The organism is Aliifodinibius sp. S!AR15-10, from assembly GCF_031569985.1.
GTDB lineage: Bacteria > Bacteroidota > Rhodothermia > Balneolales > Balneolaceae > JAMQKA01.
Window position 1 is genome coordinate 115,913 of the sequence record NZ_JAMQKA010000001.1, and the last position, 16,233, is coordinate 132,145.

Annotated in this window: 13 protein-coding genes; 5 read left to right on the forward strand and 8 right to left on the reverse strand. The window is 45.9% G+C overall.

What is annotated here, in order from left to right; genetic code table 11:
- Positions 1 to 378: 378 nt before the first annotated feature.
- The 4 genes from NC796_RS00485 to NC796_RS00500 all read right to left on the reverse strand — a co-directional run bounded on the left by NC796_RS00485 (position 379) and on the right by NC796_RS00500 (position 5,099).
- Positions 379 to 687 carry a hypothetical protein gene (locus tag NC796_RS00485; protein ID WP_310681181.1) on the reverse strand — a complete coding sequence of 103 codons (309 nt, stop codon included), beginning with the start codon at positions 685 to 687 and terminating at the stop codon, positions 379 to 381.
- A 12-nt stretch (positions 688 to 699) separates the two neighbouring features.
- Complete coding sequence (locus NC796_RS00490) at positions 700 to 2,901, reverse strand: peptidase domain-containing ABC transporter (protein ID WP_310681182.1); 2,202 nt, start codon at positions 2,899 to 2,901, stop codon at positions 700 to 702.
- A gap of 87 nt (positions 2,902 to 2,988) precedes the next feature.
- Positions 2,989 to 4,188 carry an HlyD family efflux transporter periplasmic adaptor subunit gene (locus NC796_RS00495; protein WP_310681183.1) on the reverse strand — a complete coding sequence of 400 codons (1,200 nt, stop codon included), beginning with the start codon at positions 4,186 to 4,188 and terminating at the stop codon, positions 2,989 to 2,991.
- Between the two features lie 230 nt (positions 4,189 to 4,418).
- Positions 4,419 to 5,099 carry a LuxR C-terminal-related transcriptional regulator gene (locus NC796_RS00500; protein WP_310681184.1) on the reverse strand — a complete coding sequence of 227 codons (681 nt, stop codon included), beginning with the start codon at positions 5,097 to 5,099 and terminating at the stop codon, positions 4,419 to 4,421.
- Between the two features lie 441 nt (positions 5,100 to 5,540).
- Here NC796_RS00500 and NC796_RS00505 point away from each other — a divergent pair, with 441 nt between their 5' ends.
- A complete protein-coding gene (locus NC796_RS00505) occupies positions 5,541 to 5,996 on the forward strand; it encodes an OsmC family protein (RefSeq protein WP_310681185.1) in 456 nt (151 codons plus the stop codon).
- A 654-nt stretch (positions 5,997 to 6,650) separates the two neighbouring features.
- Here the strand turns inward: NC796_RS00505 and gcvP are convergent.
- A complete protein-coding gene (gcvP, locus tag NC796_RS00510) occupies positions 6,651 to 9,563 on the reverse strand; it encodes an aminomethyl-transferring glycine dehydrogenase (protein WP_310681186.1) in 2,913 nt (970 codons plus the stop codon).
- A gap of 370 nt (positions 9,564 to 9,933) precedes the next feature.
- On the opposite strand from gcvP, the gene NC796_RS00515 reads away from it, so the two are divergent.
- The 4 genes from NC796_RS00515 (at position 9,934) to NC796_RS00530 (ending at position 13,525) form a co-directional block, all read left to right on the forward strand.
- Entirely contained in the window at positions 9,934 to 10,773 is an 840-nt protein-coding gene (locus NC796_RS00515; RefSeq protein ID WP_310681187.1) for a ZIP family metal transporter, read from the forward strand.
- A 794-nt stretch (positions 10,774 to 11,567) separates the two neighbouring features.
- Positions 11,568 to 12,680 (forward strand): acyl-CoA desaturase, encoded by a 1,113-nt coding sequence (locus NC796_RS00520; protein ID WP_310681188.1) that lies wholly within the window; start codon positions 11,568 to 11,570, stop codon positions 12,678 to 12,680.
- A 46-nt stretch (positions 12,681 to 12,726) separates the two neighbouring features.
- On the forward strand, positions 12,727 to 12,930 hold the full coding sequence (locus NC796_RS00525) for a hypothetical protein (RefSeq protein ID WP_310681189.1): 204 nt from the start codon (positions 12,727 to 12,729) through the stop codon (positions 12,928 to 12,930).
- Positions 12,931 to 13,057: 127 nt separating this feature from the next.
- Positions 13,058 to 13,525 (forward strand): hypothetical protein, encoded by a 468-nt coding sequence (locus NC796_RS00530; RefSeq protein ID WP_310681190.1) that lies wholly within the window; start codon positions 13,058 to 13,060, stop codon positions 13,523 to 13,525.
- A 290-nt stretch (positions 13,526 to 13,815) separates the two neighbouring features.
- On the opposite strand, the gene NC796_RS00535 is transcribed toward NC796_RS00530, so the two are convergent.
- The 3 genes from NC796_RS00535 to NC796_RS00545 form a co-directional block, all read right to left on the reverse strand.
- Complete coding sequence (locus tag NC796_RS00535; protein WP_310681191.1) at positions 13,816 to 15,282, reverse strand: PH domain-containing protein; 1,467 nt, start codon at positions 15,280 to 15,282, stop codon at positions 13,816 to 13,818.
- The gene (locus tag NC796_RS00540; protein ID WP_310681192.1) at positions 15,275 to 15,757 is read right to left on the reverse strand and encodes a PH domain-containing protein; all 483 of its coding nucleotides are present in this window, start codon (positions 15,755 to 15,757) and stop codon (positions 15,275 to 15,277) included. Before NC796_RS00540 ends, NC796_RS00535 begins: the two co-directional genes overlap by 8 nt.
- A gap of 258 nt (positions 15,758 to 16,015) precedes the next feature.
- Positions 16,016 to 16,192: a histone H1 gene (locus NC796_RS00545; RefSeq protein ID WP_310681193.1), complete on the reverse strand. Its 177-nt coding sequence runs from the start codon at positions 16,190 to 16,192 to the stop codon at positions 16,016 to 16,018.
- Between the last annotated feature and the right edge of the window lie 41 nt (positions 16,193 to 16,233).

Sequence of the window (16,233 nt, forward strand, 5' to 3'; positions counted from 1 at the left end):
GATCCCTGGGCGTAATCTTCTGGGTGGGGATGTCGCCGGCCACCTCGTGCAGCCGCAGTCCGGGCGAAACGTTGATGTTCACCTGGTGCCGATCGGAATCGAAGCGATCCTCCTCCCCGTCAAACACCCACTGATGGACGGCTGATATTGACCAGTGGCGTTACCACGGAGTTGCACTGATTTTAGAATAAATTACCAAGAAATTCTTCAATAGTGTCCCAATTTGAAAACACTAAATAGAACAATATAAATGAGATGAAAAATACAACGGCTTTCTTAGGACCATCAAAAAAAAGAAAAAACGCATCTTTATTTGTTTCTTGCATTAATTGGTATTAGTTCTATTGGCCATATGTCTCAATTATAACGAATCACTCTTCACTGAAGAAATAAATACAGTGACTCAATTTTTTCTATTTGTCCCCCGGCAAACTGTTTTTCTTCAGAATTAGTCAGTTCTTCAAAGCCTACAATAATTTTACCCTGCTCTTCATAAACATAACTTTGCTTATAATGATCGTAGGTAATAGGACAGTCAAATTCTTCCTTTAGCTCCCGTAAAAACTTATATAGCCAGCGCTCAGAGATGTCTAGCCGGTCCGCGAGCTCCTCTGGTGGCCCGGTGCTCTTTCGACGTATCAAGGCGTCTAGTCGTCGGATCCTGGATAAATACTTACGTAATGACATGGTATAATGAGTTTAAGTTGAGATATTTAATTCAGAAAGTGATTTCCCATTCAGAATAGGAAACTGTTTTTGCCAAAGATTATAGTATGCGTCTTCTCTCTTCATTAATTCTTTGTGGTCACCCTGTTCAACAACCTTACCTTCATCCAATACACAAATTTTGTCGGCTTTGAAGACTGTAGTTAATCGGTGTGCGATGAGTATAATTGTCTTTCCCTGGTTAGTGAGCAGATCTATCATACGTTGTACGTATTGCTCAGATGATGAGTCCAATGAAGATGTGGCTTCGTCAAGGATCAGGATCTCTGGTTCCTTATACAATGCCCGTGCAATGGCAATCCGCTGTTTCTGTCCCCCCGATAGACTGGCCCCGTTTTCACCCAGGTAAGTCTCAAAACCATTCGGCAGGTTTTCAATAAACCCCATGATGCCCAGCTGCTTACAGATAGCAATAATCTTCTCCATGTCTGGTTCAAACTTGCCGACGGCAATATTGTCTATAACAGTACCGGCAAAGAGATCGATCTCTTGTGGGACTACAGATATCGTATCTCGCAGACTTCGATTCGTTACATACTCCAGGTTGATATCACCAATCAACACACGGCCCTCATCAAGCGGATAAAGTTTTTGCAAGATATTAATGATTGTTGTTTTACCGGATCCACTTTCTCCCACAAAAGCCGTTACTTTCCCCTTGGGAATAGTAATATCAAAATCTTCAAACACCGTAACTCGAGATCCATAGCGAAATTTAACATCCTCAAAACGTATATCTCCAATTAATTCGGGAGTCAATTCTACTTGATCACCTTCCCTTTCCTTTTCAAGATCCATAATTTCAAAAAGGCGATCCGCTGCAATCAACGCATCCTGGATTGTTTTATTCATACCGATCAGCTTGCTAGCAGGACCAGTAAAATAGCCAATGACGGCATAGAACGACATTAATTCTCCGGTGGTAATTACATTATCCATAACGTAGGCAGCCCCAAGCCAAAGTAGAAGGATGGTGAAGAGCCTGGAGGTGAATTCTGAAGCGTTACTGGAAAAAACAGAATTCAACCCCGACCGGTAAATTGAATTAAGCAACTTCACAAAACGACTTTCGGTTTTAATATTGGCATAATCCTCCAGTCCAAACTGTTTAATTGTGGTTACCGAATTAAGTGATTCCACGAGTTGTGATTCAAGGTCCGCAGCATTTTCCATCACCTTGCGTTGCGTCTTCTTGTTGATCTTGTTAGTTATAAAATAGACAAGAGCGTATGCAGGAATAATAGCCAGCATCACCAACCCAAGCTTCCAGAAATAGGTAAACATCAGGCAAAAAGAGAATAGTACGACAAAAATATTTACCGCCAGGTTGATAGAGACATCATTGATAAATGTTCGAATTTTTACGGCATCATTGATACGGGATATAATTTCTCCCACCCGCATGGTGTCAAAAAAACGTTGAGGGAGCCTCAACAGATGTTTGTAATAGCCAAGGATAAGACGTGCATCAATTAGCTGACCGGTTTTAAGTGTGAAAACGGTCTTTGTTGCCCCGATAAAGACCTGAAGCAGGAGCAGTACCCCCATCCCGATCCCAAGTAGATTGAGGAGATTATCGTTACTGTCTGGAATCACATGGTCCAAAATAAGCTGAACGAAAATGGCCGTTGAGAGCCCAATTATAGTAAACATCGCGGCCCCAAATAATGCCTGTAGTAGTACTTCTTTGTGTGGTTTGAGCAAGTACCAAAGGCGACTCAATATGGAGACTTTCTCATTCCCTGGTTTGAAATCTTCTTCAGGCATCAGAAGGACCAAAACACCCGTCCATTGCTCTTTAAAATCCTGGTGACCAATTTTGTGAAGTTCCCCATCCATTGGATCCATGACAAGGATATGTGAATCCGTTGCTTCATAAATAACTACATAGTGATGTAAGGCTTCTTTGACTACAACATGTGCAACGGCCGGAGTTGGTATTTCAAATAGACTTCCAAATTCTCCCTTGACCCCTTTTGCCGTGAACCCCAACTCTTCCGCAGCTTCTATCATGCCTAACACATTCGTTCCTTTCTTGTCAGTTGAGGCATATTGCCGAATACGCGCAATAGGTAACTGCAAATCATAATGAGCCGCTATGGAAGCTAAACATGCTGCTCCACAATCTGTTATGTCATGCTGCTTGATGCCTATCTTGCGCTCTTTAAACCACATCGTACTACTTTTAAAGTTTGATTTCTCATGATGAGCATATGCAGGACTTCACTATGTCCTAAATATTTATCAGATATTATCCTTGATTCACAAGGAAGCTTGTTGCTTCTCCTCTGTCTGTCCCTTTTGATTCCAATTTGGATTTAGCCAGTCATTAACATTTTCATACAACAACTGAAAGAGACTCCGACGCGTAACGGTAAACCTGGCTTGCATTGTCATTCCTTTTTTCAGGCTTCCCCGATATCCACTCTCCAACTCCAGATATGTTTTATCAAGCCTGCTTTTAACAATAAATACTGATTGGTTATTTAATACTGTTACGTCGTTCGAAATTTCGCTTATCTCTCCAGTAATGATGCCCCATTGATTAAAATCATAGGCTGATATTTGAAAGCGTGCCTCCATCCCTTCTTTAAGTAACCCAATATCCTTTGGCTTCACATAACATTCTGCAATCAATCCTGTATCTGGTGATATTTCAGCCAATACTTGATTTGGTGAAACAAAACTACCTTCATAAATGCCCTGCATATTCTGTATAGTCCCCGAAATGGGCGCTTTTATGAGATGTTGGCTTTGCTCTTTTTTGAGTTGCTCAGCTTCTGATTGTAATTGTTGTAGTTCATCTTGGTATTTAATTTGATCTGCCTGCCATTCATTACGCTGTCTTTCAATCAGTAACTGCAAATCATTACGGGCTGACTGCAGATTAAAACTGATCTGTTCAAATTTTGCCTCACTGAGAACTTTGCGTTGATACAACTTTTTATCCCGATTAAACTTTTCCCTGATGTTATTTATCTCCTGAAAAGCGTCTCGTACCTGTTGTGTAAATTGTAAAAATGAATGGTTGTATTTCGGTGTTAGAAGATTATACGATTTATATACTTTGGTGGAATCAAAATCACTTAATTGAGATAAATCATTTAAATACTTTTTTACTTTAATCTGCCTTCGCCTATTAAAAAGCAATTTTTCTTCGATCAGGGGAGCAGCAATTTCGGCAAGCTTATCTCCCTTCCCTACCGAGTCATCTTCACCGATATAAAGGTTTCTTATCTTCCCCGACACCAAAGACGTTAACTTGTTTCGTTCTGTTATAGGTTTGATAACCCCTTGACTTCTGACACTCACATCTACATATATCAGCGGTAATGAGGATAAAGCGGCAAGGATAAAGAGTACGGTAGAACTGTATATAATTTTAGTCTTGACAGAGTGTTTCTTGAAATTAGCTTCAGCTGAATTTTTTACGATTTCATCTGGAAAAAGTTGCCTATCCATCGTCTATAATCAACTCTTAATTTTTTTATGAAATGTTCTTATCTAAATCAAAACTTTGTATCCCACTCATATGAATAGTTTTCATAAAAGACACTCTCTTTCAAGATTTTAATAAGGCCACCACTTTTGAAGCGTTTCCTTCTCTCAGGTAAATTTTATTAAGTGACCATTTTTTTTTCAGCATTTACAAGCAAAATAGAAGGTGTGTTAATGTAAATAGCTAGCTTTAGTTATTTTAAATTTAGCTTCTGGAAAAGTTGATGGTTTTGATAGAGAGAGAGTAGAGTTAAAATTGCATCCCTCTTGTTGTAGCAAAATTTATTAAGTCGAAAAATCCCATCTAGTTTTAGTTTCCTCATTACATTTTTCCGATGGTTATAAATAGTATGAATACTCCGATTCCAAATTTCAGCGATCTCTTTTGCTTTTCTACCCTCCATGACTTCTTTCATAATCTTCAACTCTGTTTTTGTCAGATACTTTGCCAATCCGTGTTGAAGCAGTTGTTCTTGTTGAAGAATTCTAGATTTACAGATAAACTTTAAAATGCTTGGACTCAATGAATATTCATTGCCATTCAAGCCCTTTATAGTCTTCAAAAACCCTTTTACTTCTTCATTTCTACAAATATAGCCTGCCTGATTTTCTAACAATTCAAAAAACAGATACATCTGTTTCAAATATCCTATTACTGCTATACTCTCGTAGGTTTTACAAATATTTTTTATTTCGCTTTTATCCAAAACCGCCAAATAATTAGCATCTAAGAGCAGAACCAGTTCATTACTACCTTCCCCCCTTTGTAAAAAAGCTGTTTTGCTTATTACGTTTACTTGAAACCCCATATTTCTTAGAAATAATGATAAGCTTGCACCCTCAATTTTACTGTGATGAATAAGATGAATCTGCATCTCTTCTCTTTTTTTAATAGCTAATTTTAATTGGGATAGCTTCTCTTTTAAAAGCCAACGTTAATAGTTAAGAGAAATGGCATCCCCGGAGTGTTACAAATTTTTCTAAACCTGGAAATGACTGCCTAAGTCATAAATCACAAGGATTCTTAAATTTTGAATTGTTACTGTTGAATTAAGAATTGTTCAACATTAGGAATAAGAAATAGCACCCTGGAAAACCGAAGCATTTCTGTTCGACAAGGTACTGGCTAAAAATTCACTCAACACTTTACCATAGGCTAGAATTTGAATCATGCCTGTAACCTTACAACCCGTACTTTCGGACCTTCGACCTTAGACCTTCTGACTTTCGACTCAGCCAAAAGTAGCAAACTCGGAAATATCAATTAGGATTCTTATCCTTTTACTCAATTACCTTGATCAATAAGAAAAAAATCTATGGCAGAAGACAACAACAAAAAGAAGATTGTACACGGCTACCTACCTGACGAAGAAACCTATACTGTTACCTTGAACGCGGGGAAGCACGAGCTGATGGGCGACGAACCGGAATCAGTGAAGGGCGGCAAGGACAAAGGCCCCGATCCCTACGACTACCTGCTGATGGCGCTGGGGTCGTGCACCCTCATGACGGTGAAGATGTATGCCCGGCACAAGGAGTGGCCGGTGGAGGATCTATATGTGGAGCTCCGCCATAACAAGCGCCACGACGAGGACTGCGAAAACTGCGACGATCCCAAAAGCCGAATCGACTTTATTGAGAAAGAGCTTATCGTGGAGGGCGACCTTAGCCAGGAGCAGATCGACCGGTTGTTGGAGATCTCCAACCGCTGCCCGGTGAACCGCACGCTGCTCGGGGATATCAATATTGAGGGGTCTATCACGCATAAGTAGCCGTATTGAAGCCAACAGGCTACAATTAAGGAGCCTGTTTCCTCTATAATTCATTTTTTTAGTGATAAAAAAACGAATCAAAAAAATCACCGCCTGTAGTAAATTGTCGCTGCGTTCACTCCACTCCGCTAAAACCATTTAAACTCAATCCGCTGAAAAACGCGGATCTCAGACAAAAATGGTTTCTTAACGCTGCGGCTCCGTTCTCTTTTCCAGCGAAATTTACGTTAGGGCGGAGGGAAGGGAATGTTGAATGATAAATTATGAATGTTGAATTCAGGGGGACCAATATTCAACATACAACCTTCAACCTTCAACTTTCAACCTTGGACGTTGGACCTTACGACCTTTAATCAACAGTTCAGCACCTCAACAATTTTTCACCCGTTGTGAGAGAATTACACCCCCGAGCCTGGACTTTTTCTCTCATGAAGTCGTTGATGATATCCTGGTTTATGAACAACGCTTTTGTTCCTTACGAGATCCCGCATCGCAGTGCGGGATGACTGAGAAATGATTGATCCGTTGCGAGGGAGTTGGCGTGCTAGAAAACCATCACTAGCGCGGTAATTCATTCCCGCGCAAATAGTGGCAACAGATTACTTTCACCAGCAGCCTATCCAATCCAATCGGTGCAAATCTGTGGCCGGAAATTCATTCGACGGCCGCGGGTTCTTGTCCCTCGGAGTAAGCCTCCAGGGGCACGCAGCTACACATCAGGTTGCGGTCGCCATAGGCATCATCTACGCGGCTTACGGCCGGCCAGAACTTGTCAAACCGCAGGTAATCGAGTGGGAATACGGCACGCTCCCGGTCGTAGGAACGGTCCCAGGTGTTGTTTAGGGCCACACGCATTGTATGGGGAGCATTGCGCAGCAAGTTCTGTTCCTTGTCGGCACGACCTTCTTCTACTTCACGAATCTCTTCGCGGATCGAAATCATCGCCTCGCAGAACCGGTCCAGCTCCTCTTTCGTTTCACTCTCGGTCGGCTCAATCATCAGCGTGCCGGGCACGGGGAACGACATCGTGGGCGCATGGAAGCCGTAGTCCATCAGGCGCTTGGCCACATCCACCGAATCGATGCCCGCCGACTGTTTGAACGGGCGCAGATCGACGATAAACTCGTGGGCCGTGCGGCCACTTTTGCCGGTATACAGCACCGGGTAGTGATCCTTCAGGCGCTCTTTCAGGTAGTTGGAGTTGAGGATCGCCACCTGTGTTGCCCGCTTCAGTCCATCGGCGCCCATCAGCTTGATGTATGCGTAGGAGATCGTGAGGATGCTGGCACTGCCCCACGGTGCTGCCGATATCCCGTGAATTGCTTCCAACCCTCCGGAAGGCACCACGGCGTTGGTCGGCAGGAAGGGCGCCAGGTGGTCAGCAACGGCGATGGGGCCCATGCCGGGTCCGCCGCCGCCGTGCGGAATGCAGAATGTTTTGTGGAGATTCAGGTGGCAGACGTCGGCCCCGATCTCGGCAGGACTCGTCAGTCCCACCTGGGCGTTCATGTTGGCACCGTCCAGGTAGACCAGTCCGCCGTTTTCGTGGATCAGGCTGCAGATCGCTTTGATATCCTCTTCAAACACCCCGTGCGTCGAGGGATACGTGACCATCAGGGCAGCCAGTTTCTCTTTGTTTGCCTCCACCTTCTCGCACAGGTCATCAAGATCGATGTTACCGTGTTCGTCACACTTCGTCACCACCACCTCCATGCCCGCCATGACGGCGCTGGCCGGGTTCGTTCCGTGTGCGGAATCGGGCACAATCGTCACGTTGCGGTGCTCCTCCCCCCTGTTGCGGTGATAGGCCCGGATCGTCATCAGTCCTGCGTATTCACCCTGGGCCCCGGAATTGGGTTGCAGTGAAACGGCATCCAGACCGGTAATCTGCTTCAGCTGCTTCTTCAACTTCTTGAACAGCAGGTGGTAGCCCTCCGCCTGGTCTTCCGGGGCAAACGGGTGCAGCTTGGCAAACTTCGGCCAGCTCAGGGGAATCATTTCTGCCGTGGCATTGAGCTTCATGGTGCATGAGCCGAGCGAGATCATGGAGTGTACCAGCGAAAGATCCTTGTTCTCCAGCTTCTTCAGGTATCGGAGCATCTCGTGCTCGGAGTGGTACAGGTTGAACACCGGGTGTTCCAGATAGGAGCTCGTCCGGAGTAAAGCTTCGGGATAGTTGACCTCTACCTGTTCGGCCAGCCCATCCAGATCTGCCTCGACGTCACCGCCGGTGGCCTTGGCAAAGATATCCAGCACCTGGGCCACGTCATCCAGGTCCTTAACCTCGTCAAACGAAAGGCCGATGCAGCCGTCATCATAGTAACGGAAATTCACCTGCTGTTTCAGGGCCTGTATCTGTATCGACTGCTGCTGCTCCAGTGACATGCAGACTTTCAGCGTATCGAAATAGTGATCGTTCTCAATGGTAAAACCAAGCTTTTCCAGCGCCTTGTGAGCGATCTTGGTAAAGCCATGAATCCGCTCTGCTATGCGGCGGAGTCCTTCGGGCCCGTGATATACGGCATAGAAACCGGCCATCACCGCCAGCAATACCTGTGCCGTACAGATGTTGGAAGTCGCCTTCTCGCGCCGGATATGCTGCTCCCTCGTCTGCAGGGCCATCCGGTAGGCGGGGTTGCCTTCGGCATCCTGGGTCACCCCGATAATACGTCCCGGTACTTTGCGCTGGTATTTCTCGAGCGTGGCAAAGTAGGCGGCGTGGGGCCCTCCGTAGCCCATCGGGATGCCGAAACGCTGAGTGGTGCCTACCGCTACATCCGCCCCCATCTCACCGGGCGGCGTCAACATTGTAAGACTTAGGAGGTCAGAAGCCACAACGGTCTTCACTTCGTGCTCATGGGCTGCGGCAATAAGGTCGCTGTAATCATAGATTTCACCATTGGTGGCGGGATACTGCAGCAGCATGCCAAACAGCTCCGGATCCGAGATGTCAATATCATTGTGATCGCCGATTACCAATTTAATATCCTGTGGCTCTGCCCGCCCTTTCAGCACGTCAATGGTCTGCGGATGGCACAGCTCCGAAACAAAAAACTTGTCCGCCTGCTTTCGCTTGTTCCCACGCCGGGAGGAGTAGAGCATCGACATCGCCTCTGCGGCGGCAGTTCCCTCATCCAGCAGCGAGGCGTTCGCCAGTTCAAGGCCGGTAAGATCGGAAACCATGGTCTGGAAATTGATCAGCGCTTCAAGCCGGCCTTGCGCAATCTCCGCCTGGTAGGGCGTATATGAGGTATACCAGCCGGGATTTTCAAGTACATTGCGCTGGATCACATTCGGGGTCAGGGTCTCGTAATACCCCATGCCGATGAAGGACTTGTAAATTTCATTTTTGGAGGCCAACGCCCGGAACTGCTCAAGAAAGCGGTATTCACTCATCGGCTCATCCAGCTCAAGTTGCTTCGTCAGCCGGATGTCGGCGGGGACCGTCTCATCCATAAGCTGATCGAGGGACTCTGCCCCTATTGCGGTTAGCATCTCCTTGACTTGTTCATCGTCGGGACCGATATGGCGGTGCCAAAACCGCTCTTTATCAAAATTGATACTCATTCAACTGCTGTTTTTTGGATAAAAAAAGTTTGGTAAGAGTGGTAACAAATTCCTGTTGCTGTAGGTTCTTTTAAATATCTGACCACTTGCCTAAGATTGCTGTATTGAAAGCACGAAAGGTAAGTAAGATGAAGGTAAAATTACAGGGATGATAAGTAATGAGCGATACGTAATGTGTAACTCATGATATGCGATTCATTTTGTATTCTGCATCAGACATTAAACAATTAAAACTTCAACCGGCGAAAGCCCCTTATATCCCCAGAAGAATCAGGGACCTGAAGACTTTTTAGCTAAGGCTAATATTTTTTTTATTTCTAGTAACCTTTTCTTATTCTTTCCATTCATTTAATCAGAACAACAGATACCGATGCTAGACTTTATTGAATTACAAGAGTGGTTTCTCTCAATAGGCCCAATTTACCAGAGTCTCATGGGCGGACTTTTTACCTGGGGTTTAACCGCACTGGGCGCAGCACTGGTGTTTTTCTTTCGCACTATCAATCAAAAAGTGCTTGATGCGATGCTCGGTTTTGCTGCCGGCGTCATGATCGCTGCAAGTTTTTGGTCGCTGCTTTCCCCTGCCATCGAAATGTCGATTGCACAAGGGGTTATATCGTGGCTGCCGGCGGTCATTGGTTTTCTTGCCGGCGGCGTTTTTTTACGGATTTGTGATGCTTACATCCCCCACCTGCATATCGGTTTCCCGATGGAGGAGGCGGAAGGGGTACAAACATCCTGGCGACGAGCGATTCTGCTGGTATTGGCTATCACAATTCACAATATCCCGGAAGGATTGGCCATCGGTGTTCTGTTTGGTGCAGCTGCTTCAGGAATTGAAGCTGCCGGCGGGGCCACCGTTGGGGCGGCTATTGCTCTGGCTATCGGAATCGGCATCCAAAACTTCCCGGAAGGCACTGCTGTTTCTGTTCCACTGAGACGAGAGGGCGTATCGGTCAGGAAAAGTTTTTGGTACGGCCAACTGTCGGGTTTTGTAGAACCGGTGTCTTGTGTTATCGGGGCAGCCGCCGTTTTGTTGGTCAAACCTATCCTCCCCTATGCCCTGGCATTTGCGGCGGGTGCCATGATTTATGTAGTCATTGAGGAGCTGATTCCAGAGTCTCAACTCTCTGGCAATACGGATATCGCAACGATGGGCACTATGCTTGGGTTCAGTATCATGATGCTGCTGGATGTAGCGTTGGGCTAATATCATTTATTACCATTAACGCGTTACGTCGTTGGGAAATACCACTCAGTCATCCTGGACGTTTAGTCCTAAGCTTGACTCAAGGATCTGGTAACGACGACGTTGATGTTGAACTGAAATAGAATCAACGCATATCCCCTTGTGCCTGAATGCTCCCTGCACTGGAATTACGGGGGTTTGGGTTAGGACTGAAAATCCTTCTCCTTTCCAAACATTACCTCCTTTTCTACGAGAAAGCTGATTTGTCATCTACAATTGGAGTACCTTCAAGGACGTTGTCAACTATTCGTTGTGGTGCAGGGCATCCCCTGGCCCCTTCCAGGAATGATGTGAGCCATGTAAGAAATATTCCCCCTTCGAAGCGGGCCAGGGGGATGTAGCCAATATTGAAACAGTTTCACCATAAAACTGTATGGGCAACCTATTTCCCGACAGCTATACAAAAGGCTACTGCCACAGCCAGACGCTTGCAGCCCGTGGGGAGAGCAGCACATCCCCCTTTTCTTCGTCTAGAGCCGAATTCATTTCCCCCTTCGAAGGGGGAATTTCGTACTAGTACAATACGACCAGCTATACTCGCCTCAAAAAACAGGTAAACTCGCTCGCTATAGTATTTTTGAAACTCTAACGTTTGCACTGAAAATGCAGGGTTTTAAACCCCGTTCTGGGACCATCAAAAAGAAAGAGACTGAAAGCTTTCCAAAATAAAAATGATCTTCTGAAATTTTATTTTGTCTCTTTTATGCCTTTATTAACACTTACAGTAATCTTTAATAACGGCTGATGAGTATTGAATGGGTGTAACCAGAGTTTCTTTTGAAAAAGGTAAAGGCAGAGGTTTCGCCAGAGACCTTAAAAAGCGAGTTAACGAATACTTCGAAAAAAACGACCTCTCTAAAAATGCAGATGCTGGCATGGTGGCCAAAACCATCATCTTGCTGACGGTCTATTTCGGGGCGTACGGGCTCATCCTGACGGGGTGGTTCTCGCCGCTTCAGATGTTGGCCTACTGCCTGGTGATGGGAGTCGGAATGGCGGGCATCGGATTTTCTATCTCACATGATGCCCTCCACGGGGCCTATTCCTCCAACAAGTGGGTCAACAAAATACTCGGCCTCAGCTTCGACCTGATGGGCGCCAACGGATACATCTGGAAAATTACCCACAATGTAATTCACCATACCTATACCAATATCTATGAACATGATGAGGACCTGGAAGTAGCTGAATTTATCAGGCTCTCTCCCAATGCCGAACACAAACCGATTCACCGCTTTCAGCATATCCTTGCCTTTTTCGCCTACAGCTTTGCCACCCTGTTCTGGGTTTTTGTTAAAGACTACTGGTATTTCCTGAAACCCGACCTCGGTCCATATGAAAATAAGACACATCCTGTTTCTGAATGGATCATCCTTATTGTAACAAAACTGCTCTATTACAGCTACATGCTGGTCATCCCCTACCTGATACTGCCGATCACCTGGTGGCAACTGGCGATCGGGTTCCTGGTCGTACACTTTACGGCCGGTGTTATCCTTGGCATCATTTTCCAGCTGGCTCATGTAGTGGAGGGAACCGATCACCCGGAACAAAATAAAGAGGGTAACATCGAAAATGCCTGGATGATACACCAGATGGAGACGACCGCCAATTTTGCCCACGAAAACAAATTGCTATCCTGGTATATTGGCGGATTAAACTACCAGATTGAACACCATCTTTTTCCCAAAATATGCAGTGTGCACTACCCGGAAGTGAGCAAAATTGTACGCGAAGTTGCCGAAGAATATGGAGTACCCTACAACTACAATGAATCGTTCCTCAAAGCGGTCCGATCTCATTATCGCACTTTGAAACTTTTCGGCAAACATAAAGATGTGCCCGCTGAACATATCCCATCGTATTAATGTTTTAGTTATATTGAATACAGATCTGGAATAAAACAGGGTTATTATGAGTAATAAACTCAAGACCATTTCGAAGGATCAATTGGAATCTTTTATTTCGGAGAAGGTTAGCGAATACATTGGGGAAGAATGCAATTGTGAGGTATCCAACCTGAGTGTACCCAATATTGACAGTGAAGCACATATAGCACTGCACGACGACCGGGATATTACGTTTGATGTGAAGCTTTCCTACGAAGAATCTGCCTAGGATCAGGCTTCGACAAACCCGGTACAGGTTGACCATACCCCTGCAGGAGAGAACAAATTGATTGGTATGAGTTTGTGTATGGTTTGGTGACATTTGCATCAACATCAATAAACGGGAGGGGATCAAGATGACACTAAATATACTCCAGGCTGCTTTAGCTGGTATAGCGGGAGCAGCAATCATGGCTATCTTCATCTATATATTCAAAGCAGCTGGTTTTAACCTCGATATTCCATGGCTGCTCGGTACCCGGTTCGTACCGATTGAAAAGCGGAGTAAAGCCTATACTGTTGGCATAATTCTTCACCTGTTACTGGGGGCGTTCTGGAGCATTTTCTATGTATTCTCGCTGATCGCCATGGCTGTTATCCCCAATTGGCCAGCGGGTATCATGTACGGGGTATCACATGCTATCTTTATCGGTGCCATGATTGGAATTCTTGCCTCAGAACATCCACACATTGGGGAAGGAAAGGCGATGAGCGATCCCGGCATGTTTGGACACCTCTGGGGGGTCGGTGTTTCTGTAGAATTGCTGGTCGTTCACGTCATCTACGGCGCTTCCACACTCTGGATCTATCACAACCTCATGTAGGTTCGGATAACGGAGCCTGATGTTTCGTTCGTAACTTTAGAATATGGGTTTTTGCCCTATGTTTTGCCTCTTTTTAGTGCCCCCCTCCCCGAAAGTGTTCGGGACAAGCTTTGTTCTTCCTCTAAGGGATTAGGGGAAGAGACGCGTTGATTGGCAATCAATTTAGTGAAAACGTTCCTCTCCTTACTAATTATTAGGAGCCTGTCCCGACTACTGTAGGTGAGTGGGTTAACATAGGGCAGTTAGCCAATTTGTTTAAGACTCACTTTATATATATAGTCAATCCACAACTAAAAGGCAGGAAGCGTAGCCGGGGTTTCCTCTTTCGGTATCGCCCGGGAATCCGTGTGCACAGAGGGCCATTGCCACAGCTGATGTACTTGATCTGCATCGAGGTCGCGAACGGTAAACTGGTGTCCTTCACTACCAGAAGCTACGGTCACGGTAAAATCGGCAAGCTGTCTCCTGTTTTGGAAGGGATTAGCGCTGGTGCTTACCGTTTGTACCCGGTAGCGCTTTAGGATAACCGTATTACGGCTGAGCAACCTGTACCGCAGGATCATGGTGTTTTCGTTGGCCCCTATCGCCGCATCTTTGTACTGCATATATCCCAATAGCACGGCCAAAAGGACAAGCCCCATTGGATAGTAACCAAACGGCAGCAACAGCCAAAGGGGTACAATAATCAAGAGTGACGTCAGGACTGACCGGAAAATATAGCGCCGCAATGATTTTTGTGGCGGACGTAATGTATAGCTCTGTTCGGCATATTCCGGGAGAACGCTTTCAATAAATTCGGTCACCTTTTTCCTGGGTAAAAGCGGGAACAGTGTCACGGACTTGCCTCCCTCATCGCCATAACCGGCACTATCCAGTTTCAGCGTGACATAGCCCAGCGGCTGACGCATCAGCTCCTCCTTCACCTGTATCGCCTGCACCCGATTGTATGGGATTGTCAACTGCTTTCTCTCAAATATTCCGTGAGAAATGATAAGCTCATCCTCCTTCAACCGAACGGCAAAATTGCCGTAGGTGATGACGGTGCCCAGAAAAGACAGAATCCAGGAAACCACCAGGATAAAGATGATAGAACTGACGATCAGCGTCGTACTGGCGGTTGTGGGAATGACGGACTCCAGGTAGCGTACCATCTGCTCCTCAGAAACCACCTGGTCCACTTGTGAAAATACCGTACCGACAATGGAGAGCGCCACCCCCAGTCGGCCAGAAGTGCTGGCTGCAATCACCAGGTCTTTAGCTCCAAGCCTGTAAACCTTGGTCGGTTGTTCTTCATCTTCTTCCTCGGCAACGGGCTTGCCGTTTTCCTTGCGCAGTTTTTCTCTCAGCTCTTTTGCTACTTCCTGGGTAACGGCACTGATTTTAGCTTCCTTGGAACTGCTTCCGGCAGTCTTTACCTGTACCTCCACCAATCCAAACAAACGCTGCACGATGCCGGAGGTAATATCAATAACCTGGATGCGATCCTTCGAGATGTACAGCTTTTGCCGCATCAGCACGCCCTGTTCAATCACGAGCTGATCTTCCTCGATTCGGTAAGAAAACCGAAGCCACGAGAGTATTCCCCAAACCAGCAATACCACGATGGTACCCAGGATCCAGGTAACATTGATCAGTGTTTCGCTGTCGCCACCACCTCCGACAAACAGGATAAGCAGGATGGTGATAAAGTTGCCCCGTATGATCTCGAGCACCTTCGTGATCGCTGCGACAGGATGTTGTCGACGGGATTCAAACATCTTCTTCGGCTAGCCGGGCAAAGTTAGAAATTTGATTGCGCACTTCATCTGCGGTCTCGTCATCGAGAGCAGGAATTTCGTGTGTGGTGGCCGCGGTCGTAATCGCAACGCTTGACAGGCCGTACTTACGCAAGATGGGCCCCTGCCGGGTATCGACGTGCTGCACGCGCTTTACCGGGATCAGGGTACGCTGTATAATAAAAATACCGCGCCGCAGGTCCACTTCGTGCTCATCGATCTGGTAGCGCCACCGCTTCCAGCGAAGGCTCGGCATAACGGTAGTAGCAAGTATGGAAATAGTTAGCGCCAGGACCCCGACAAGCGCATCTGTCCACCACGGCGGTCCACCTCCCTGCAGAGTAAGTAACACCAAAATTGCAGTTATAAACCAGAGGACCACCGCCCATATGATGCCGCTCAGGCGCCAGGCCTTTATTGCAGTTTCGGGTAAACGATGCTCTGGTTCGGATCTCACAATGCTATCTTCAATAATGCCCTGGGAGTTAATTGTGACTGAAATTACGAGTTATTCGTTTAAAAAACTGTCGGTGTAAGTATTCACATAATCTTTCACAGATGAAAACGTAATCCCAAATATTTTCTTTTACTGACTTTTCCCGGATACAAAATTTCTTGATTTAAGCCTTTCGCTAGATGCACGAGTCTCAAAGGCATAAACAAAAAAAAGCCACACGGCTCTGGTGTGGCTTATAATAAATGAAAAAAGAATCGACTATGAACGATTTTTTATATCCTGGATTTCCAGTCGGATATCCTGTGCTATTTTTTTTACCTCTTGCAGACCTTTACGTGCACGGGTTCCGGCTGCTTTATTCCCTTTGGAATAGAACTTAGTCATATCTCCTTCGATGCCGTTAATAAGGTTTTTTATATCATCAAATCTACTCATGTTTTTCTCCAATTAATTTTATAGTTCAGAGGATACGCTCT